The organism is Paraburkholderia piptadeniae, assembly GCF_900007165.1.
Taxonomy (GTDB): Bacteria; Pseudomonadota; Gammaproteobacteria; order Burkholderiales; family Burkholderiaceae; genus Paraburkholderia; species Paraburkholderia piptadeniae.
This window is the reverse complement of record NZ_CYGY02000034.1, coordinates 77,912-97,576: the sequence shown is the minus strand read 5'-3', so window position 1 is coordinate 97,576 and position 19,665 is coordinate 77,912. Positions and strand designations below refer to the sequence as shown.

The 19,665-nt window shown below is 63.8% G+C and carries 19 protein-coding genes; 18 read left to right on the top strand and 1 reads right to left on the bottom strand.

The window, feature by feature from the left end; all coding sequences use genetic code 11:
* The first annotated feature begins 54 nt into the window (after window positions 1-54).
* The 7 genes from BN2476_RS18760 (at window position 55) to gltA (ending at window position 5,962) form a co-directional block, all read left to right on the top strand.
* Complete coding sequence (locus BN2476_RS18760) at window positions 55-855, top strand: GntR family transcriptional regulator (RefSeq protein ID WP_087735664.1); 801 nt, start codon at window positions 55-57, stop codon at window positions 853-855.
* A gap of 152 nt (window positions 856-1,007) precedes the next feature.
* Window positions 1,008-1,424 (top strand): succinate dehydrogenase, cytochrome b556 subunit, encoded by a 417-nt coding sequence (gene sdhC, locus BN2476_RS18755; protein WP_087735663.1) that lies wholly within the window; start codon window positions 1,008-1,010, stop codon window positions 1,422-1,424.
* 4 nt (window positions 1,425-1,428) lie between these two features.
* Window positions 1,429-1,797, top strand: coding sequence for a succinate dehydrogenase, hydrophobic membrane anchor protein (sdhD, locus tag BN2476_RS18750; protein ID WP_087735662.1), 369 nt, complete (start codon window positions 1,429-1,431; stop codon window positions 1,795-1,797).
* A gap of 4 nt (window positions 1,798-1,801) precedes the next feature.
* A complete protein-coding gene (gene sdhA / locus BN2476_RS18745; RefSeq protein WP_087735661.1) occupies window positions 1,802-3,577 on the top strand; it encodes a succinate dehydrogenase flavoprotein subunit in 1,776 nt (591 codons plus the stop codon).
* A 22-nt stretch (window positions 3,578-3,599) separates the two neighbouring features.
* A complete protein-coding gene (locus BN2476_RS18740; RefSeq protein ID WP_008924387.1) occupies window positions 3,600-4,304 on the top strand; it encodes a succinate dehydrogenase iron-sulfur subunit in 705 nt (234 codons plus the stop codon).
* A 1-nt stretch (window position 4,305) separates the two neighbouring features.
* Window positions 4,306-4,578: an FAD assembly factor SdhE gene (locus tag BN2476_RS18735; RefSeq protein WP_087735660.1), complete on the top strand. Its 273-nt coding sequence runs from the start codon at window positions 4,306-4,308 to the stop codon at window positions 4,576-4,578.
* An 82-nt stretch (window positions 4,579-4,660) separates the two neighbouring features.
* On the top strand, window positions 4,661-5,962 hold the full coding sequence (gene gltA / locus BN2476_RS18730) for a citrate synthase (protein WP_087735659.1): 1,302 nt from the start codon (window positions 4,661-4,663) through the stop codon (window positions 5,960-5,962).
* 77 nt (window positions 5,963-6,039) lie between these two features.
* Here gltA and BN2476_RS18725 read toward each other — a convergent pair whose 3' ends face one another.
* Window positions 6,040-7,002 carry a helix-turn-helix domain-containing protein gene (locus BN2476_RS18725; protein ID WP_087735658.1) on the bottom strand — a complete coding sequence of 321 codons (963 nt, stop codon included), beginning with the start codon at window positions 7,000-7,002 and terminating at the stop codon, window positions 6,040-6,042.
* Window positions 7,003-7,150: 148 nt separating this feature from the next.
* Here BN2476_RS18725 and BN2476_RS18720 point away from each other — a divergent pair, with 148 nt between their 5' ends.
* The 11 genes from BN2476_RS18720 (at window position 7,151) to BN2476_RS18670 (ending at window position 19,664) form a co-directional block, all read left to right on the top strand.
* The gene (locus BN2476_RS18720; protein WP_087735657.1) at window positions 7,151-8,395 is read left to right on the top strand and encodes a DUF1479 domain-containing protein; all 1,245 of its coding nucleotides are present in this window, start codon (window positions 7,151-7,153) and stop codon (window positions 8,393-8,395) included.
* A gap of 221 nt (window positions 8,396-8,616) precedes the next feature.
* Window positions 8,617-10,026, top strand: coding sequence for a 3-isopropylmalate dehydratase large subunit (gene leuC / locus BN2476_RS18715; protein WP_087735656.1), 1,410 nt, complete (start codon window positions 8,617-8,619; stop codon window positions 10,024-10,026).
* Window positions 10,023-10,187: an entericidin A/B family lipoprotein gene (locus BN2476_RS18710; protein WP_087735655.1), complete on the top strand. Its 165-nt coding sequence runs from the start codon at window positions 10,023-10,025 to the stop codon at window positions 10,185-10,187. The genes leuC and BN2476_RS18710 overlap by 4 nt, the downstream gene beginning before the upstream one ends.
* Before the next feature lie 73 nt (window positions 10,188-10,260).
* A complete protein-coding gene (gene leuD / locus BN2476_RS18705; RefSeq protein ID WP_087735654.1) occupies window positions 10,261-10,914 on the top strand; it encodes a 3-isopropylmalate dehydratase small subunit in 654 nt (217 codons plus the stop codon).
* A 72-nt stretch (window positions 10,915-10,986) separates the two neighbouring features.
* Window positions 10,987-12,054, top strand: coding sequence for a 3-isopropylmalate dehydrogenase (leuB, locus tag BN2476_RS18700; protein ID WP_087735653.1), 1,068 nt, complete (start codon window positions 10,987-10,989; stop codon window positions 12,052-12,054).
* Between the two features lie 307 nt (window positions 12,055-12,361).
* Window positions 12,362-13,483, top strand: a complete 1,122-nt coding sequence (gene asd, locus BN2476_RS18695) for an aspartate-semialdehyde dehydrogenase (protein ID WP_087735652.1) — start codon at window positions 12,362-12,364, stop codon at window positions 13,481-13,483.
* 148 nt (window positions 13,484-13,631) lie between these two features.
* Entirely contained in the window at window positions 13,632-15,932 is a 2,301-nt protein-coding gene (locus BN2476_RS18690) for a FimV/HubP family polar landmark protein (RefSeq protein ID WP_087735651.1), read from the top strand.
* Window positions 15,932-16,744: a tRNA pseudouridine(38-40) synthase TruA gene (gene truA / locus BN2476_RS18685; protein WP_173819641.1), complete on the top strand. Its 813-nt coding sequence runs from the start codon at window positions 15,932-15,934 to the stop codon at window positions 16,742-16,744. The genes BN2476_RS18690 and truA overlap by 1 nt, the downstream gene beginning before the upstream one ends.
* Window positions 16,741-17,487, top strand: a complete 747-nt coding sequence (locus BN2476_RS18680) for a phosphoribosylanthranilate isomerase (RefSeq protein ID WP_087735650.1) — start codon at window positions 16,741-16,743, stop codon at window positions 17,485-17,487. The genes truA and BN2476_RS18680 overlap by 4 nt, the downstream gene beginning before the upstream one ends.
* Window positions 17,488-17,547: 60 nt before the next feature.
* On the top strand, window positions 17,548-18,741 hold the full coding sequence (gene trpB / locus BN2476_RS18675; protein ID WP_087735649.1) for a tryptophan synthase subunit beta: 1,194 nt from the start codon (window positions 17,548-17,550) through the stop codon (window positions 18,739-18,741).
* Window positions 18,742-18,752: 11 nt separating this feature from the next.
* The gene (locus tag BN2476_RS18670) at window positions 18,753-19,664 is read left to right on the top strand and encodes a DNA-methyltransferase (protein WP_087735648.1); all 912 of its coding nucleotides are present in this window, start codon (window positions 18,753-18,755) and stop codon (window positions 19,662-19,664) included.
* Window position 19,665: the final 1 nt, after the last annotated feature.

Below are 19,665 nucleotides of genomic sequence, written 5' to 3'. Positions count from 1 at the left end.
TTATTGCGGCAAAAAATCTGGACGGCATGAGGCGCTTTGTGTTGAAATGCGCGCATGAATTCGAACCAGGCCAGCACAGCAAACCCTCCCGGCGCGTCCGGCGCGGGTGACGCCGCGCCTGTCTCCACGCCGGCTCCATCGCCGACCTTCAGTCCTCTTTATCAGCAGATCAAGGCGCTCATCACGCAGAGTCTCGAGTCGGGCGAATGGAAGCCCGGCGAGATCATTCCAAGTGAAGTCGAGCTGGCCGCGCGTTACAAGGTCAGCCAGGGCACCGTGCGCAAGGCGATCGACGAACTTGCCGCCGACAACCTGCTGGTGCGCCGCCAGGGCAAAGGCACGTTTGTTGCCACGCACAACGAAGACCGCGCCCAGTTCCGCTTCCTGCGCCTTCTCGCCGACGACGGCGCCGAGCATCCACATATCAGCCGGTTGCTCGAATGCCGGCGTCTGCGCGCGTCGGCGGAAATCGCGCGGCAACTGGATCTGAAGCCGGCCGATCCCGTCGTGCTGATCAAGCGTCTCCTGACCTTCGACGGCGAAGACACCGTGCTCGACGAAATCTGGCTGCCGGGCGGCGTGTTCCGCGGGCTGACGCTCGAGCGCCTGTCGGAGTACAAGGGGCCGCTCTATGCGATGTTCGAAACGGAGTTCGGCACGCGGATGATCCGCGCATCGGAGAAGATTCGCGCCGTCGCCGCGGACCCGGCCGTTGCAGATCTGCTGCATGTGCCGACGGGATTTCCGCTGTTATCCGTGGAGCGCGTGTCCTATACCTATGGAGACCGTCCCGTCGAAGTTCGACGAGGATGGTATGTCACAACCGGGTATTACTATCAGAACGACTTGAGTTGAGCGAAGCAGCTTTGCCGCGGGCTTGCGGCGAGGCGTGCCGGTGCCTTTACGTGCGCGTGGCGTAACGCTGTCTTGTGCGGGGTTTCGCTGCAGCGCGAAATAAAAAGGCGCTAAAATTGCGGATTAGTGTGACTACATAGTAGGGGTCTAGCATGGCTGAAGCCGTAAAAAAACCGAGGCCGGAATTCCGGAACATCGGTATCGGGCAGATATTGACGTCGTATCGTCTTCCTCTCGCGGGGCGCGTGTCGATTCTTCACCGCTTGAGCGGTGGACTGCTCTTCATCTTCCTTCCGTTCCTGCTGTACCTCTTCGATCAGAGTCTCACATCTGAACTCAGTTTCGAAGTTTTCAAGGGCTTCCTGTCCAACATCATCGTCAAGCTCATCACGCTCGTTCTCGCGTGGGCCTTCCTGTTCCACTTCTGCGCCGGCGTCCGTCACCTGTTGATGGACATGAACCATGACGCAGTGTCGAAGGAACGCGGCAAGAACACGTCGATCGTCGTGTTCGTCGTGTCGTCGGTGTTGACGATTGCATTCGCGCTCAAACTGTTCGGAGCATTCTAAAAAAATGTCAGCTAATAACCGTGTTGGCTCGAAGCGCCTCGTCGTCGGCGCTCACTACGGTCTGCGCGACTGGCTCGCACAGCGCGTCACGGCCGTCATCATGGCCGTCTACACCATCATCCTGCTGTGCTGGTTCTTCGGCGCGCAGGCATTCTCTTACGACGGCTGGGCCGCGATCTTCGCTACGCAGTGGATGAAGCTCGCCACATTCGTGACGCTGCTGTCGCTGTTCTATCACGCCTGGGTGGGCGTGCGCGACATCTGGATGGACTACGTCAAGCCCGTTGGCACGCGCCTTCTGCTTCAAGCGTTGACGATCGTCTGGCTGCTCGCTTGCGCGGGCTACGCTGCGCAGATTCTCTGGAGAGTGTAAAAGAATGGCTGCAATCAAGAATTCTCTGCCGCGTCGCCGCTTCGACGTGGTCATCGTCGGCGCAGGCGGCTCCGGGATGCGCGCCTCGCTGCAACTCGCGCGCGCCGGTCTTTCGGTCTGCGTGCTGTCGAAGGTCTTCCCGACGCGCTCGCACACGGTCGCTGCTCAAGGCGGCATCGGCGCATCGCTCGGCAACATGAGCGAAGACAACTGGCACTATCACTTCTACGACACTATCAAGGGCTCCGACTGGCTCGGCGACCAGGACGCGATCGAGTTCATGTGCCGCGAAGCGCCGAACGCAGTGTACGAACTGGAACACTTCGGCATGCCGTTCGACCGCAACGCGGACGGCACGATCTATCAGCGCCCGTTCGGCGGCCACACCGCGAATTACGGCGAAAAGCCCGTGCAGCGCGCTTGCGCAGCGGCTGACCGTACCGGCCACGCGCTGCTGCACACGCTGTATCAGCAGAACGTCGCGGCCAAGACGACGTTCTTCGTCGAATGGATGGCGCTGGACCTGATCCGCGACGCCGACGGCGACGTGCTCGGCGTGACCGCGCTCGAAATGGAAACGGGCGACGTCTACATCCTCGAAGGCAAGACGACGCTGTTCGCCACGGGCGGCGCCGGCCGAATCTTCGCGGCATCGACGAACGCGTTCATCAACACGGGCGACGGCCTCGGCATGGCGGCCCGCTCGGGCATCGCGCTGCAGGACATGGAGTTCTGGCAATTCCATCCGACGGGCGTGGCGGGCGCGGGCGTGCTGATCACGGAAGGCGTGCGCGGCGAAGGCGGCATTCTGCGCAACTCGAACGGCGAGCGCTTCATGGAGCGCTACGCGCCGACGCTGAAGGATCTGGCGCCGCGCGACTTCGTTTCGCGCTCGATGGACCAGGAAATCAAGGAAGGCCGTGGCGTCGGTCCGAACAAGGACCACGTGCTGCTCGACCTGTCGCACATCGGCGCTGAGACGATCATGAAGCGTCTGCCGTCGATCCGCGAAATCGCGCTGAAGTTCGCGAACGTCGACTGCATCAAGGAGCCGATCCCCGTCGTGCCGACCATCCACTACCAGATGGGCGGCATTCCGACGAACATCCACGGCCAGGTCGTGGGTACGTCGAAGGGTCACGAAGAGCCCGTCAACGGCTTCTATGCCGTCGGCGAATGCTCGTGCGTGTCGGTCCACGGCGCGAACCGCCTGGGCACGAACTCGCTGCTCGACCTCGTGGTGTTCGGCCGTGCCGCCGGCAACCACATCGTCAAGCACGTGAAGGAAATCAAGGAACACAAGCCGCTGCCGGCCGACGCTGCCGACTTCGCGCTGTCGCGTCTCGCGAAGCTCGACAACTCCAGCTCCGGTGAATACGCGCAGGTTGTCGCGGGCGACATCCGCTCGACGATGCAGGCGCATGCAGGTGTGTTCCGCACGTCGAAGCTGCTGGCCGAAGGCGTGGACAAGATGAAGGAACTGAAGGAACGCGCGGCTCACGTCCATCTGAAGGACAAGTCGAAAGTGTTCAACACCGCGCGCGTCGAAGCGCTCGAAGTGGAGAACCTGATCGAAGTGGCGCGCGCGACGATGGTGTCGGCGGAGGCTCGCAAGGAAAGCCGCGGCGCGCACGCGCAGAGCGACTTCGAACATCGCGACGACGAAAACTGGCTGCGCCATACGCTGTGGTTCAGCGAAGGCGATCGCCTCGACTACAAGCCGGTTCACATGCAGCCGCTGACCGTCGAATCGGTGCCGCCGAAAGCGCGTACCTTCTAAGGCACATCAAAGGATCTGAGAAATGGCCAAGCGTACTTTTGAAATCTACCGCTACGACCCGGACAAGGACGCAGCGCCGCGCATGCAGACGTACGAGATCGAAATCGACTCGCACGAGCGCATGCTGCTGGACGCGCTCGTCAAGCTGAAGGCACTGGACGAAACGCTGTCGTTCCGCCGTTCGTGCCGCGAAGGCGTGTGCGGTTCGGACGCGATGAACATCAACGGCAAGAACGGTCTTGCCTGCCTGACGAACCTGAACGACCTGCCGCAGAAGATCGTGCTGCGTCCGCTGCCGGGCCTGCCCGTCGTGCGCGACCTGATCTGCGACTTCACGCAGTTCTTCAACCAGTATCACTCGATCAAGCCGTACCTGATCAACGATACGCCGCCGCCGGAAAAGGAACGTCTGCAGTCGCCGGAAGAGCGCGATGAGCTCGACGGCCTGTACGAGTGCATCCTGTGCGCCAGCTGCTCGACGTCGTGCCCGAGCTTCTGGTGGAACCCGGACAAGTTCGTCGGCCCGGCGGGCCTGCTGCAAGCCTATCGCTTCATCGCGGACAGCCGCGATCAGGCGACGGGCGAGCGTCTCGACAACCTGGAAGATCCGTACCGTCTGTTCCGTTGCCATACGATCATGAACTGCGTCGACGTGTGCCCGAAGGGCCTCAATCCGACGAAAGCGATCGGCAAGATCAAGGAATTGATGGTTCGCCGCGCTGTCTGAGATGGACGGATCACCGCATCAGTCCGACCCTCTACGCCGCGCGCGTCTCCGCTGGCGCGCGCGGCGCGGCCTGCTGGAAAACGATCTGATCTTCGAGCGTTTTTTCAGCCGATATGAGCATGACCTCAGTGATGCGGACGTAGGCGCGCTCACGCGCCTGCTCGAACTGAGCGATAACGACCTGATGGACTTGCTTCTCGCACGCAAGGAACCAGAAGGCGACCTCGCCGACGCCGACGTCGCGCGAGTGCTGGAGATGCTGCGCACTGTGTGAGCGTCACAGGTGCGCAGACAAGTTTGATCCAGGCGTGCAATTGTCGAAACCCTGTTTCCATACTTTCGATTGAGGATGTGCTATGACCCCGTCAGATGTTAAAGCCACGCTATCGTTCAGCGACAACTCGCCGAGCGTTGAAATGCCGATTTACAAGGGTTCGATGGGCCCGGACGTGATCGACATCCGTAAGCTGTACGGTCAAACCGGCAAGTTCACGTATGATCCGGGCTTCATGTCGACGGCGTCGTGCAACTCGGCGATCACCTACATCGACGGCGACAAGGGCGAGCTGCTCTATCGCGGCTTCCCGATCGACAATCTCGCGCAAAACGCTGACTTCCTCGAAACGTGCTACCTGCTGCTGAAGGGCGACCTGCCGAACCAGGCGCAGAAGGACGAGTTCGTGAAGACGGTCACGAACCATACGATGGTTCACGAGCAGATGCAGTTCTTCTTCCGCGGTTTCCGCCGCGACGCGCACCCGATGGCGATTCTCGTCGCCGCAGTCGGCGCGCTGTCGGCGTTCTACCACGACTCGCTCGACATCAATAACCCGCGTCACCGTGAAGTTTCCGCGATCCGCATGATCGCGAAGCTGCCGACGCTGGTCGCGATGGCCTACAAGTACTCGATCGGCCAGCCGTTCGTGTATCCGCAGAACAATCTGTCGTACAGCGCGAACTTCATGCGCATGATGTTCTCGAACCCGTGCGAAGAGTACAAGGTCAACGAAGTGCTGGTCCGCGCGCTGGACCGCATCCTGATCCTGCACGCAGACCACGAGCAGAACGCGTCGACGTCGACGGTGCGTCTCGCCGGTTCGTCGGGCGCGAATCCGTTCGCGTGTATCGCGGCCGGTATCGCCTGTCTGTGGGGCCCGGCGCACGGCGGCGCGAACGAAGCCGCGCTGAACATGCTCGAAGAAATCGGCTCGGTCGACAACATTCCTGAGTTCATCAAGCAGGTGAAGGACAAGAACTCGGGCGTGAAGCTGATGGGCTTCGGCCACCGCGTGTACAAGAACTACGATCCGCGCGCGAAGCTGATGCGCGAAACGTGCCACGAAGTGCTGAACGAACTGGGCCTGCACGACGACCCGCTGTTCAAGCTCGCGATGGCACTCGAAAAGATCGCGCTGGAAGACGAATACTTCGTGTCGCGCAAGCTGTACCCGAACGTCGATTTCTACTCGGGCATCGTTCAGCGCGCGCTGGGCATCCCGACGTCGATGTTCACGTGCATCTTCGCGATGGCGCGTACCGTCGGCTGGATCGCGCAGTGGAACGAAATGATCGCCGATCCCGAGCAGAAGATCGGCCGTCCGCGTCAGCTCTTCATCGGCGAAACGCTGCGTGAAGCAAAGCCGATCGCCAAGCGCTAAGCAACGGGCGCGCTAGCGCCTCGAGCACGCGTCAAACGCATCGCAGAAACACCTCAACGGTTCGCCGTTGGGGTGTTTTATTTTGCGCGCCCGATTCCTTTGTGCCTGCTGGTCCGCTCCAGCGACGGCGGGCGCACATCGAGCGGGGGCTGTGGCGCGCCGGCGGGCGCATGTCCGTGCGTTTCGAAGAACTGGCGCCACGCGCTCGGCGTCATGCCGCGCGCCGCGAGGAACTGACGATTGAAATTGGCGAGATTCGGAATACCCGCTTTCGTCGCGATCACTGAAACGGGCCACGTCGTCGCCGTCAGTTGACGCGATGCGTAACCGATGCGCACGCGGCTCAGATAGCGGCCCACGCTTTCGCCGACGTGCAGCATGAAATGACGATGCAGCGAGCGCTCGGAAAGATGCGCGACGGCACACAGATCGGCGATGCGCAGCGGCTCGTCGAAGCGCCTGTCGATGAGATCGAGCACGCGGTTCAGGCGCTCCGCCTCGGAGGCCATCTCGTCGGACTTGCCCGTGTGCGCCGACGGCGACGCGAGCGGCTGCGCATCGGCATCGGCGAGCCGGGCGAGTATGTCGAGCACGGCCGCAAGACGCGTGCGCGGTTCGGCATCGAGCAGCGCATCGGTTTGCCCGCGCATCATCGCCGTTGCGGACGGATCGAAATGCAGGCCCGGCGCTGCGCGCCGCAACAGCTTGGAAAGCGGCGCAAACTCCGGGCAGCAGTCGGCCACCCGCCGCGCCCAATCCCCGCTAAACCAAACGACGATCGCCACCTGCGGACGCCCCGCATCGACGGGCGCCGTCGAGGCCCACGTGTGCGGCATGTCGGGCGGTACGAGCACGAGATCGTCGGTGGCGTAATCGTCGACGTGATCGCCGATAAAGCGGCGGCCCCGGCTGTTCAGCGTCAGCGTCAACTCGTATTCCGGATGGTGATGCCATTCGAACGGAATCTGCGCGAGCCGCCGGTGATAGACGCGCACCGAGCAGCCGTCGGGAATCGTCACGTGTTCGTATTGCGGCTTCATCGGCGGCTCCTGGCTGTCCTGGATAACGCGGTACGGAGGGTGCTGGCTGCGTGTCCGAATTGTATCGATAAATGGCTGGATTACATCGCCGGTGACTGTCGAAGATGCCTAATCTGGCGGTACACGATCAGTCCAACGGAGACATGACATGCCACTCATCATCGACAACATACCCGAGGCGATCCGCAGCACGAAGCGCGCTCTGCGCGACGCGCTGCCGGACTATGCGAAGGTGTTCCGCGAAGTCGAAGGCGCGATCGCCCGGCAGGTCGAAGCGATCCGGCGCGAGCGCGAGCGCGGCGAGGAGGCGATACCTGTGTTCGATTACGCGTCGATTGCATCGGGCGACGTCGATCCGCGCGTCGTCGCACGCATTAAGGAGCGTGGCGCGTGCGTCGTGCGCCGCGTGTTCGATCCGCAGCAGGCGAGCGAATGGAACGACGAAATCGCACAATACGTCGCGAGCAACCACCTCGACGACCGGCTCGCGCATCGCGCGGAGGACAAATACTTCGGCACGCTGGCGTCGAGCAAGCCGCAGATCTACGGCGTGTACTGGTCGAAGCCTCAGACGCTCGCGCGCCAGTCCGAGCAGTTGACGAACACGCGCGTGTTTCTCAACCGGCTATGGCGCGCGGAAAGCGAAGGCAAGCGCCATTTCGATCCCGATCGCGTGCCTGTCTACGCGGATCGTATCCGCCGGCGGCCGCCGGGCTCGGAATCGCTGGGCCTGTCGCCGCACGTCGACGGCGGCTCGGTCGAACGGTGGCTCGATCCGAATTACCGGAAGGTCTATCGGCACGTGCTGTCGGGCAACTGGCGCGCATACGACGCGTACGACGCCGCGTTCCGTCCCGATGCCGAGGAGATTCCGTCGCCCGCCGTGTGCTCGATGTTCCGCACGTTCCAGGGCTGGACGGCGCTGACCGCGCAAGGCCCCGGCGACGGCACGCTGCAACTGGTTCCGATCGCGAACGCGATGTCTTACATCCTGCTGCGCGCGCTTCAGAACGACGTTCCCGACGACGAGTTGTGCGGCGCGCAACCGTCGCGCGCGCTGTCGATCAAGCGGGAGTGGCACGCGTTGCTGCTCGAAGCCGTCACGCCGATTCCCCACATGCAGCCGGGCGACGTTGTCTTCTGGCACTGCGACGTCGTGCATTCCGTCGAAGACGCGCATCGCGGTAGCGGTTACAGCAACGTGATGTATATCGCGTCGGCGCCGTGGTGCGCGAAGAACGAGGCGTATCTGAAGCGCCAGTTGCCGAGCTTCATCCGCGGCGAGAGCCCGCCCGACTTTCCGTCCGATCACTTCGAAACGGACTTCATCGGGCGCGCGACCGAAAGCGATCTGACGCCGCTCGGCCGCGCGCAACTCGGGTTCGACCTCTGAGCGAACTGCGGGCGCTAGAGCGCGTGGCTCCTAAACGGCAGGTGCGAAGCGCAGCGGGAGAAAAACGCACACCGCTGGTAGTGCCGATACAGGTATCGGCACTACCAGCCAACTCCATGTTTTTTATCGGTTTTTTCGATGGCTGGTGAGCCCCTGGCGCCAACTGCGTGGCATAATCGACCGGACACGAACTGCCCGTTGTCATTACTACCCCGCATACCATGGCACAGACTCTCTACGACAAATTGTGGAACACGCACGTGATCCACACGGAAGAAGACGGTACGGCAATTCTCTACATCGACCGTCATCTGCTGCATGAAGTGACCAGCCCGCAGGCGTTCGAAGGCCTGAAGCTGGCGCAGCGCCCGGTGTGGCGCATCAGCGCTAATCTGGCTGTGTCGGATCACAACGTTCCCACCACGGATCGCAGCCACGGCATCGCCGATCCCGTGTCGAAGCTGCAGGTCGACACGCTCGACTCGAACTGCGATTCGTTCGGCATCACGCAGTTCAAGATGAACGACCTGCGCCAGGGCATCGTGCACATCATCGGTCCGGAGCAGGGCGCGACGCTGCCGGGCATGACGATCGTCTGCGGCGACTCGCATACGTCGACGCACGGCGCGTTCGGCGCGTTGGCGCACGGCATCGGCACGTCGGAAGTCGAGCACGTGCTGGCCACGCAGACGCTGCTGCAGAAGAAGAGCAAGAACATGCTGGTGAAGGTCGAAGGCGCGTTGCCTCGCGGCTGCACCGCGAAGGACATCGTGCTCGCGATCATCGGCAAGATCGGCACGGCGGGCGGCACGGGCTACGCAATCGAATTCGGCGGCTCGACGATTCGCGCGCTGTCGATGGAAGGCCGCATGACCGTCTGCAACATGGCGATCGAAGCGGGCGCGCGCGCCGGCATGGTCGCCGTCGACGATACGACGATCGAATACCTGAAGGGCCGTCCGTTCTCGCCGGAAGGCGTCGAATGGGATCAGGCCGTCGAGTACTGGAAGCAGTTCAAGTCCGACCCGGACGCGAGTTTCGATCGCGTGGTCGAGCTGAACGCGGCGGAAATCGTGCCGCAGGTTACGTGGGGCACGTCGCCCGAAATGGTCACGTCTGTCGACGGCCGCGTGCCCGATCCGGAGAAAGAGAAAGACCCGGTGAAGCGCGACGCGATGGAACGCGCGCTGCAATACATGGCGCTCGAACCGAATCTGCCCATCGAATCGATCAAGCCGGACAAGATCTTCATCGGTTCGTGCACGAACGCGCGCATCGAAGACCTGCGCGCGGCCGCGTGGGTCGTGAAGAAGCTGGGCCGCCGCGTCGCGTCGAACGTCCGTCTCGCGATGGTCGTGCCCGGCTCGGGTCTCGTGAAGGCGCAGGCCGAGCGCGAAGGGCTCGACAAGGTGTTCACCGACGCCGGTTTCGAATGGCGCGAGCCGGGCTGTTCGATGTGTCTCGCGATGAACGCCGACCGGCTCGAGCCGGGCGAGCGTTGCGCGTCCACGTCGAACCGCAACTTCGAAGGCCGTCAGGGTGCGGGCGGACGCACGCACCTCGTGAGCCCCGCAATGGCCGCGGCTGCCGCCATCGAAGGGCATTTCGTCGACATTCGCAAGCTGGGATGACACGCAACATGAACATCGATCGCATCGCACTTCTGCGCCGATTCGCACTCGCGACGCTCGCCGGGCTGCTGCTCGGACTCGCCGGTTGCAACACGGTGCATGGCTTTGGCGAAGACCTGCAGCATCTGGGCGGGTCGATCAGCGACAAGGCAGCAAAGTAAGCGGTTTTTGATTCGCCGGACGCGCCTGCCGCGCACAGCGCGCGCCGTCCGGCTTCGAACAGGCGAAAGCGTCATGGAAAAATTCATCGTACACACCGGCGTCGTGGCGCCGCTCGATCGCGAGAACGTCGACACCGACGCGATCATTCCGAAGCAGTTCCTGAAGTCGATCAAGCGCACGGGCTTCGGTCCCAACGCGTTCGACGAGTGGCGTTACCTCGATCACGGCGAGCCGGGTCAGGACAACTCGAAGCGTCCGCTGAATCCCGATTTCGTGCTGAATCAGCCGCGCTATCAAGGCGCGTCGGTCCTGCTCGCGCGCCAGAACTTCGGCTGCGGCAGCTCGCGCGAGCACGCGCCGTGGGCGCTGCAACAGTACGGCTTCCGCGCGATCATCGCGCCGAGCTTCGCGGACATCTTCTACAACAACTGCTTCAAGAACGGCCTGTTGCCGATCGTTCTGACGGAGCAGCAGGTCGACCATCTGTTCAACGAAACATTTGCGTTCACCGGCTTCCAGCTGACCGTCGATCTCGACAAGCAGGTCGTGCGCACGACGGACGGCGGCACCGAGTATCCGTTCGAGGTCGCCGCGTTTCGCAAGTATTGTCTGCTGAACGGCTTCGACGACATCGGCCTCACGCTGCGCCACGCGGACAAGATTCGCCAGTTCGAGGCGGAGCGCATCGCGAAGCAGCCGTGGCTGAATCACCGCCTCGTGCGCTGAAGCGCGCGTTCGCGCTCAGGCTCACGTTGAAGCGCCCGATAAAAGCCAGATAGAAATCAACAAGGAATACGCATGAAGATCGCAGTGTTGCCGGGCGACGGCATCGGCAAGGAAATCGTCAAGGAAGCAGTCAAGGTTCTGAACGTGCTCGGCGAGAAGTTCGAGCTGGAAGAGGCGCCCGTCGGCGGCGCGGGTTACGAAGCGGCGGGCCATCCGCTGCCGGAAGCCACGCTGAAGCTCGCGAAGGAAGCGGACGCGATTCTGTTCGGCGCGGTCGGCGACTGGAAATACGACTCGCTCGAGCGCTCGCTGCGCCCGGAGCAGGCGATTCTCGGCCTGCGCAAGCATCTGCAGCTCTTCGCGAACTTCCGTCCGGCGATCTGCTATCCGCAGCTGACGGGCGCTTCGTCGCTGAAGCCGGAAATCGTGTCGGGCCTCGACATCCTAATCGTGCGCGAGCTGAACGGCGACATCTACTTCGGCCAGCCGCGCGGCGTGCGCCAGGCGCCGGACGGTCTGTTCGAAGGCGCGAAGGAAGGCTTCGACACGATGCGCTATGCGGAGCCCGAAATCCGCCGCATCGCGCACGTCGCGTTCCAGGCGGCGCAGAAGCGCGGCAAGAAGCTGACTTCCGTCGACAAGGCGAACGTGCTCGAAACGTCGCAGTTCTGGAAGGACATCATGATCGACGTGTCGAAGGAATACGCGGACGTCGAGCTGTCGCACATGTACGTCGATAACGCGGCGATGCAGCTCGTGAAGGCGCCGAAGTCGTTCGACGTGATCGTCACGGGCAACATGTTCGGCGACATTCTGTCCGACGAGGCCGCGATGCTGACGGGCTCGATCGGCATGCTGCCGTCGGCGTCGCTCGACAAGAACAACAAGGGCCTGTACGAGCCGTCGCACGGTTCCGCGCCGGATATCGCGGGCAAGGGCATTGCGAATCCGCTCGCGACCATTCTCTCGGCCGCGATGATGCTGCGTTATTCGCTGAACAAGGCCGAGCAGGCCGATCGCATCGAAAGCGCCGTGAAGAAAGTGCTGGAGCAGGGCTATCGCACGGGCGACATCGTCACGCCGGGTTGCCAGCAGGTCGGCACGTCGGCGATGGGCGATGCCGTCGTCGCGGCGCTGTAACGCGCGCTGTTTTTCAGGCAAATACGCGTGAATCGGCCGGTTTCGTGCTGATTCACGCAAAACGCGGCGTACGCGCCGCAAAAAGCGGGTTTTCGTGTAGACTCCAGCGATGGCGACGATTCCTCAAATCACCTCGATTTCGACACTGCGCGGCAAAACGGCCCGCGTGGTAGCGCTCGCCATTACCACCAAAACGATTACCCCGAAAACGATCACGAAGCGCTGATCGTCCGTCGTGCCCGCCCATCTTCCCCGCGCGGTCACGCCGGGCAAAGTTGCGGGGAAGTGTCCACTCGAAGGGTAAGTCATGAACGTAGGTCTCGTAGGTTGGCGCGGCATGGTCGGCAGCGTCCTGATGCAGCGTATGCAAGAGGAACGCGATTTCGATCTGATCGAACCGGTGTTTTTCAGCACCAGCAACGCGGGCGGCAATGCGCCGTCGTTCGCCAAGAACGAGACCAAGCTCAAAGATGCGACAAGCATCGACGACCTGAAGAAGTGCGACGCCATCATCTCCTGCCAGGGCGGCGACTACACGAACGAAGTGTTCCCCAAGCTGCGCGCTGCAGGCTGGAACGGCTACTGGATCGACGCGGCGTCGGCGCTGCGCATGAAGGATGACGCCGTCATCATCCTCGATCCCGTCAACCTCGACGTGATCAAGGACGCGCTGGTCAAGGGCCAGAAGAATTTCATCGGCGGCAACTGCACGGTCAGCCTGATGCTGATGGCGCTGGGCGGCCTCTTCCGCGAAAACCTCGTTGACTGGATGACGGCCATGACGTATCAGGCCGCATCGGGCGCGGGCGCGCAAAACATGCGCGAACTGCTGCAGCAGATGGGCACGCTGTGCGGCTCGGCGAAGGAAGACCTGGCTGATCCGTCGTCGGCGATTCTCGACATCGACCGCCGCGTGCTGTCCGCGATGAACAGCGAGCGCATGCCGACCGACCACTTCGGCGTGCCGCTCGCCGGCTCGCTGATTCCGTGGATCGACAAGGATCTCGGCGACGGCATGTCGAAGGAAGAGTGGAAGGGCGGCGCGGAAACCAACAAGATTCTCGGCAAGCCCGCGATGGGCGAGCCGGGCTCGATCCCTGTCGATGGCCTGTGCGTGCGCATCGGCGCAATGCGCTGCCACTCGCAGGCGCTGACCATCAAGCTGAAGAAGGACGTGCCGCTCGACGAAGTGAATGGCATCCTCGCATCGGCGAACGACTGGGTGAAGGTCGTGCCGAACGAGCGCGAAGCGTCGATCCGCGATCTGTCGCCCGCCGTCGTGACGGGCACGCTGACGGTTCCCGTCGGCCGTCTGCGCAAGCTGGCGATGGGCGGCGAATATCTGTCGGCGTTCACGGTCGGCGACCAGTTGCTGTGGGGCGCTGCGGAGCCGCTGCGTCGTATGCTTCGCATTCTGCTCGACAAGTAAAGTAAACTACGCGCGATCAGCTCAACGACGCGTAAAAAACTCCAGAAAGCGTCGCGATTCTCGCGGCGCTTTTTTCATTTGGGCATTACCGAATCTTGTCGCCAACACTCTTCAACATGTGCCGCATGGCCATGCAACAAAGGTCCCGATGACGACCCGATTCCAGATTCTTCCCGCCGCTTTGCGCAGCGGCTCGCATCAGATCGCGGCAGCAGTAGCGATCGTATTTGCCGGCGCGCTTTCGACACCCGGCGCGGCATTCGCGCAGACAGCCGCCACAAGCGCTGCGACGGCCGGCGCGCCGTCCGGTGCGGACGCTGGCGCGATGCAATTCACCGTTCAGCCAGGTCAATCGCTGAACGATGCCGCGATTGCGCTCACGCAGTCGCGCGATCGCGCCGTGCTGGCGCGCGCGGCGAAAGCGATTTTCGACGCGAATCCGAACGCATTCATGGGGCACGATCCGAGCCGCTTGAGGCTGGGTGCCGTCCTGAACTTGCCGCCCGTCGATGCGACGGGCGCGGCAGCCAGCGCGGCTGCGGCGGCGGAGCCGGCGTCCGCGCCAGGCTCGACGGCACAGGTAGCGTCTAACGCTTCCGCGACAGCACCATCGGCACTGACACCTGCCGCACCGGCCGATACGGGCGCGACCGCGGCCGCTGGAACGGGGGCTTCGTCGACGTCGACCGCGCAGCCTTCGCAGGGCGCCAGCGCGCCAGCAACAACCGAACCGACGCCGGCCGCTGGCTCGCAGGCTGCGGGCGCGACCGCGCAGTCGGCATTGGCGGCGAGCGGCACGCATGGGTGGACGGGCTCGATCCAGAGCAGCGCACCGGCCGCCAGCGCGCAGCCCGCATCGCAGGCGCATCCGCAGGTTTCGAGCTTGCAGCAGTTGCTCGCACTGAAAAACCGCGTGCTGATGGAATTGCAGAAGCACGGTATCGGCAAGCAGCCGGCGTCGAACGGGAACGCTGCGACCGCGCCGGGTGCGACACAGCCTTCGGATTCGACGGCTGGCGCCAGCGCGCCCGCCAATGGGACGCCCGCCGCCCCAACACCGGCACCGGCAGCGACGCACCCTGCCAGCGGACCCGCTGGTATTCCGCAGGAGTATGTGGGCGTGGCGGCCGCCGTCGGCGCGGTGCTCGTGGCGCTGCTTGCCGGTCTGACGATGCGCCGGCGCCGCAAGGCCGCGCGCGAAGAGGCGGCGGCGAGCGAGGCGTTCGCGCCTGGCGATGAATCGCCGCGCGTCGCGCCGGATGCGGCACGGGTTCACGACGAAACGCCTGCCGCGCCGAAAGCACCGACGCCCGCTGACATGCGTCCGGGCTCGCCAGCGCCCGCCGCTGCGACTGCGCCCGTCGCCGAAAGCGAAACGAAGTCGGAACCTGAAACGTTCGACGAAGCGTCGGCTGAAGCGGGCCTGGCGGCGGCTGCGTCGTTGGGCGCCGACGCATTGCCGCGCGAGTCGCTCGATCCCGCGCGCGAGGAAGCGCGTACCGCCGAGGCTGCCGCGCAGGAACAGGCCTCGCGCGAACAGGCTGCGCAAACGGCCGATCGTGCCGCTGAAGCCACGCGCGTCGAGCCGTCGCTCGACGAATTGCCGATTCACGCGCCCACCGAGCCGCCCGCGCATCAAGCGCTCGAAGCATCGGACGAAGCACCAGCGACTACGCCCGCACCGCTCAAGCTGGACCTCGACACAGCGCCGGACATGGCGTTTCGCGAGCCCACCTTCGAGCCGCCCATCTCGCCCGCCACGCCGCCGATTCAACTGGGCCAGGTCGAACCCGCCGCTCAACACGAGCAGCTGATCGAGCCGCTGCCCGAAGACGACTCGCTCGCGTTGCCCGAGCAGCCCTCAACGCCCGAGCGTTTCCCGTTAGGCGAACCGCCGCCGCTGGGACCCGCCATCGCGGACGATTTCCCGCGCAACGCCATCCGCGCGCTCGACAGCCTTGACGATTTCGCGTTGCCGCCGCGCGCCGAGCGCGATGAGCCCGCGGAGTTTGACTTACCGGCCGCGCCGGGCGCATCCGCTGTGACGCCGCCTGCGTCGCTGACCACGCAGCCCGTCGTCACGCCGGACATCACGGCGCAGCAGGCGATGCCGGAGCATGCGCCCGAGCCACCCGCCGCCGCCGATGAAATCGTCGCGGGCACGACAGGCGCGGCAGCCGTCGCGGGCTTGGGCGCCGCGCCGTTCGGCGCCTTGAACCTCGATTTCGACCTGGAACTGCCGCCTGGTCCATCGCAGGCCGTGCCCGCGTTCACGCCGGAAGAACTCGCGCGCATCGCCCGCAACAAGCTCGATCTGGCCGTCGAATATATCGATCTCGGCGACGTCGTCGGCGCGCGCACGCTGATCAACGAAGTCATCGAATCGAACGATGCCGCCACGCGCGCCGATGCCCGCGCGTTGCTGTCGACGCTCGCACCGCTTTCGTGATGTCTGCCGTGAAGCGTATTGCGCTAGGCATCCAGTACGACGGCGCGGCGTTTTGCGGCTGGCAGTCGCAGCCGCACGGCAAGACGGTGCAGGACGAACTCGAGCGCGCGCTGCGCGAATTCGCGCAGACGCCGCTGCAGACGGTCGTCGCGGGGCGCACGGATACGGGCGTCCACGGGCTCGGGCAGGTCGTGCATTTCGACACCGAGCTGGATCGCGCGGAATTTTCGTGGGTGCGCGGCACGAACGCGTTTTTGCCGAAGACGGTCGCCGTGCAATGGGCCAAGCCGATGCCCGATGCGTTCCACGCGCGGTTTTCCGCATTCGAGCGCACGTACTACTACGCGCTCTATGTGCATCCCGTGCGCTCGCCGATGCTCGTGGGCCGCGCGGGCTGGATTCACACGCCGCTCGATATCGACGCGATGCGCGAAGCGGCTGCCTCCCTGATCGGCGAGCATGATTTTTCGGCGTTCCGCTCGTCGGAGTGCCAGGCGAAGACGCCCGTCAAGCATCTGTATCAGGTCGACATCCGGCCGCAGGGCGACTTCATCCATTTCCGCTTCCGGGCGAATGCGTTCTTGCATCACATGGTGCGTAATCTGATGGGATGCCTCGTGGCCGTGGGTCGCGGACGCTATCCGGCGACGTGGCTCGCCGAGGTGCTCGAAAGCCGCGACCGTAATCAGGCCGCGCCTACTTTCATGCCCGACGGGCTGTATCTCGCGCAAGTGGGCTATCCTGAGGCGTTCGCTGTGCCTGCGCCGCAGGCGGGCAGCGTCCCGTGGAGCACTGTTTGGACCGACTCATGACTTCCGCCAAATCCGCCGATCCCGCCGTTTCCGCTGCCGTTACCGCCGATAATCAGGCCGCAAGCGTCTCGCCCGCCAACGAATCCGTTCCGCACCGTACGCGCATCAAGCTGTGCGGGCTCGGCAACGCCGCCGACGTCGCGCATGCCGTTGCCTTGGGCGCCGACGCGATCGGCCTCGTGTTCTACCCGCCCAGCCCGCGCGCGTTGAGCGTCGCGCAAGCCGTCGAGATGACGCGCGTCGTGCCGCCGTTCGTGTCGGTGGTCGGGCTGTTCGTGAATCCGACGCCGGATTGGTTCGACGAAGTCACCTGCAACGTGCCGCTGACGATGCTCCAGTTTCACGGCGACGAAACGCCCGAGCAGTGCGAGAAACTGGCGGGCATTGCGGGTTTGCCTTGGTTGCGCGCTCTGCGAATTGCGCCCGATACTCAACCGGCCGATTTGATAAAATCAGCCCTTAACTATTCAGCCGCCAGCGGTCTTATGTTCGACACTCATGTCGAAGGCTATGGCGGCGGCGGGAAGGTCTTCGATTGGTCACTTATTCCAGCAGAGCTCGCGCGTCGGGCCGTTTTGAGTGGTGGGTTGAACACGCAAAACGTCAGTGATGCGATTCATCGCGTGCGCCCGTACGCGGTCGATGTCTCGAGCGGCATCGAGGTGCCGGGCGCAAAGGGCGTGAAAGATCACGCCCGGATGGCGGCGTTCGTGCGCGCAGTGCGCGAAGCGGACGCCGGATGATTCCCAGGCCGCGCCGCGCGCGACGCGCAGGCGGCGGCACACTGAGAAGAGTGACGGAATATGTACAACTTACCCGATGAACGTGGCCACTTCGGCCAATATGGCGGCGTGTTCGTCGCCGAGACGCTGATTCATGCGCTCGACGAACTGCGCAAAGCATACGAAAAGTACTCCAAAGACCCGGACTTCATCGCCGAATACAATCGCGAACTGAAGTATTTCGTCGGTCGTCCTTCCCCCGTCTATCACGCGCAACGCTGGAGCGAACTGCTCGGCGGCGCGCAGGTTTATCTGAAGCGCGAAGACCTGAACCACACGGGCGCGCACAAGGTGAACAACGTAATCGGCCAGGCGCTGCTCGCGAAGCGCATGGGCAAGCCGCGCGTGATCGCGGAGACGGGCGCGGGCCAGCACGGCGTCGCCACGGCCACGATCGCGGCGCGCTTCGGCATGGAATGCGTCGTGTACATGGGCGCCGAAGACGTTCGCCGCCAGGCCGCCAACGTCTACCGGATGAAACTGCTCGGCGCGACCGTCGTGCCCGTCGAATCGGGCTCGCGCACGCTGAAGGACGCGCTGAACGAAGCGATGCGCGACTGGGTCACGAACGTCGAAAACACGTTTTACATCATCGGCACGGTGGCAGGTCCGCATCCGTATCCGATGATGGTGCGGGACTTCCAACGCGTGATCGGCGACGAGTGCAAGGTGCAGATGCCCGAACTGACGGGTCGCCAGCCGGATGCCGTGATCGCGTGCGTTGGCGGCGGTTCGAACGCGATGGGCATCTTTTACCCGTACGTTGAAGACATTTCCGTGAAGCTGATCGGCGTGGAAGCAGCCGGAGACGGCATCGATACCGGGCGCCACGCGGCGTCGCTGATCGGCGGCAGCCCCGGCGTGCTGCACGGCAATCGCACGTATCTGCTGCAGGACGAGAACGGCCAGATCATCGAGACGCATTCGGTGTCGGCGGGCCTCGACTATCCGGGCGTCGGTCCTGAGCACGCGTGGCTCAAGGACAGCGGCCGCGCGGAGTACGTCGGCATCACCGACGAAGAGGCGCTCAAGGCGTTCCATGACTGCTGCCGCATCGAAGGCATCATTCCCGCGCTGGAGTCGAGCCACGCGCTCGCGTACGCGGCGAAGCTCGCGCCGACGTTGCCAAAGGACAAAATCCTTCTGGTGAACCTGTCGGGCCGGGGCGATAAGGACATGCACACGGTCGCCGAGCGATCGGGCATCCAGTTCTGAGCGCCCCGGCGATGCGCGACGAGTTCGAGGAGCCGCAGCCGCCCGCGCTGAACGGCGAGGCCGAAGCAGGCGTCGCCGAGGTGTCGCATCAGGCGGACGCTGCAACGTTGCTGCCGCTACCGGCTGGCATCGAGCTTCTGAACCGCGATTTTCTGACCGAGGCAGCGAATTTGCCGGATGGCTCGATCGACCTGATCGTCGCCGATCCGCCGTACGGTCTGGGCAAGGACTATGGCAACGATTCGGACATGCGCACGGGCGAGGATTTCCTCGCATGGACGCGTGGCTGGCTCGATCTGGCCATTCCGAAGCTCAAGCCGTCGGGTTCGCTGTACATCTTCTGCACGTGGCAGTACGCGCCGGAAATCTTCGTGTTTCTGAAGAGCAGGCTCACGATGGTCAACGAGATCATCTGGGACCGGCGCGTGCCGAGCATGGGCGGCACGACGCGCCGCTTCACGTCCGTGCACGACAACATCGGTTACTTCGCGATGTCGAAAGACTATTATTTCGACCTCGATCCTGTCCGCATCCCGTACGATGCCGCCACGAAGAAGGCGCGTTCGCGCAAATTGTTCGAAGGCAGCAAGTGGCTGGAGCTCGGCTACAACCCGAAGGACGTCTGGTCGGTCTCGCGCCTCCATCGGCAGCACGCCGAGCGGGTCGCGCACCCGACTCAGAAACCGCTCGAAATCGTCGAGCGGATGGTGCTTGCGAGTTGTCCGCCGGGTGGCCGCGTGCTCGACCCATTCATGGGGAGCGGCACGACGGCCGTCGCTTGCGCACGCCAGAAGCGCGAATTCGTCGGCTATGAGATCAATGAAAGTTACTGCGCGATAGCGCGAGAACGCGTCAGTTTGGCGGCGAATCCGCCCAAACCGGTTTCTCGCGGCAAGGCAATCGTCGCCGATTCGGCGGCCTGAG

Excerpts from the sequence above, each read along its gene's own strand:
- truA (WP_173819641.1), top strand. The coding sequence starts at position 15,932 with ATGTCTGCCGTGAAGCGTATTGCGCTAGGCATCCAGTACGACGGCGCG.
- BN2476_RS18735 (WP_087735660.1), top strand. The coding sequence starts at position 4,306 with ATGGACGGATCACCGCATCAGTCCGACCCTCTACGCCGCGCGCGTCTC.
- BN2476_RS18690 (WP_087735651.1), top strand. The coding sequence starts at position 13,632 with ATGACGACCCGATTCCAGATTCTTCCCGCCGCTTTGCGCAGCGGCTCG.
- BN2476_RS18680 (WP_087735650.1), top strand. The coding sequence starts at position 16,741 with ATGACTTCCGCCAAATCCGCCGATCCCGCCGTTTCCGCTGCCGTTACC.
- BN2476_RS18710 (WP_087735655.1), top strand. The coding sequence starts at position 10,023 with ATGACACGCAACATGAACATCGATCGCATCGCACTTCTGCGCCGATTC.
- sdhA (WP_087735661.1), top strand. The coding sequence starts at position 1,802 with ATGGCTGCAATCAAGAATTCTCTGCCGCGTCGCCGCTTCGACGTGGTC.
- leuC (WP_087735656.1), top strand. The coding sequence starts at position 8,617 with ATGGCACAGACTCTCTACGACAAATTGTGGAACACGCACGTGATCCAC.
- BN2476_RS18760 (WP_087735664.1), top strand. The coding sequence starts at position 55 with ATGAATTCGAACCAGGCCAGCACAGCAAACCCTCCCGGCGCGTCCGGC.
- leuB (WP_087735653.1), top strand. The coding sequence starts at position 10,987 with ATGAAGATCGCAGTGTTGCCGGGCGACGGCATCGGCAAGGAAATCGTC.
- gltA (WP_087735659.1), top strand. The coding sequence starts at position 4,661 with ATGACCCCGTCAGATGTTAAAGCCACGCTATCGTTCAGCGACAACTCG.
- BN2476_RS18670 (WP_087735648.1), top strand. The coding sequence starts at position 18,753 with ATGCGCGACGAGTTCGAGGAGCCGCAGCCGCCCGCGCTGAACGGCGAG.
- BN2476_RS18725 (WP_087735658.1), bottom strand. The coding sequence starts at position 7,002 with ATGAAGCCGCAATACGAACACGTGACGATTCCCGACGGCTGCTCGGTG.
- asd (WP_087735652.1), top strand. The coding sequence starts at position 12,362 with ATGAACGTAGGTCTCGTAGGTTGGCGCGGCATGGTCGGCAGCGTCCTG.
- sdhC (WP_087735663.1), top strand. The coding sequence starts at position 1,008 with ATGGCTGAAGCCGTAAAAAAACCGAGGCCGGAATTCCGGAACATCGGT.
- sdhD (WP_087735662.1), top strand. The coding sequence starts at position 1,429 with ATGTCAGCTAATAACCGTGTTGGCTCGAAGCGCCTCGTCGTCGGCGCT.
- leuD (WP_087735654.1), top strand. The coding sequence starts at position 10,261 with ATGGAAAAATTCATCGTACACACCGGCGTCGTGGCGCCGCTCGATCGC.
- BN2476_RS18720 (WP_087735657.1), top strand. The coding sequence starts at position 7,151 with ATGCCACTCATCATCGACAACATACCCGAGGCGATCCGCAGCACGAAG.
- trpB (WP_087735649.1), top strand. The coding sequence starts at position 17,548 with ATGTACAACTTACCCGATGAACGTGGCCACTTCGGCCAATATGGCGGC.
- BN2476_RS18740 (WP_008924387.1), top strand. The coding sequence starts at position 3,600 with ATGGCCAAGCGTACTTTTGAAATCTACCGCTACGACCCGGACAAGGAC.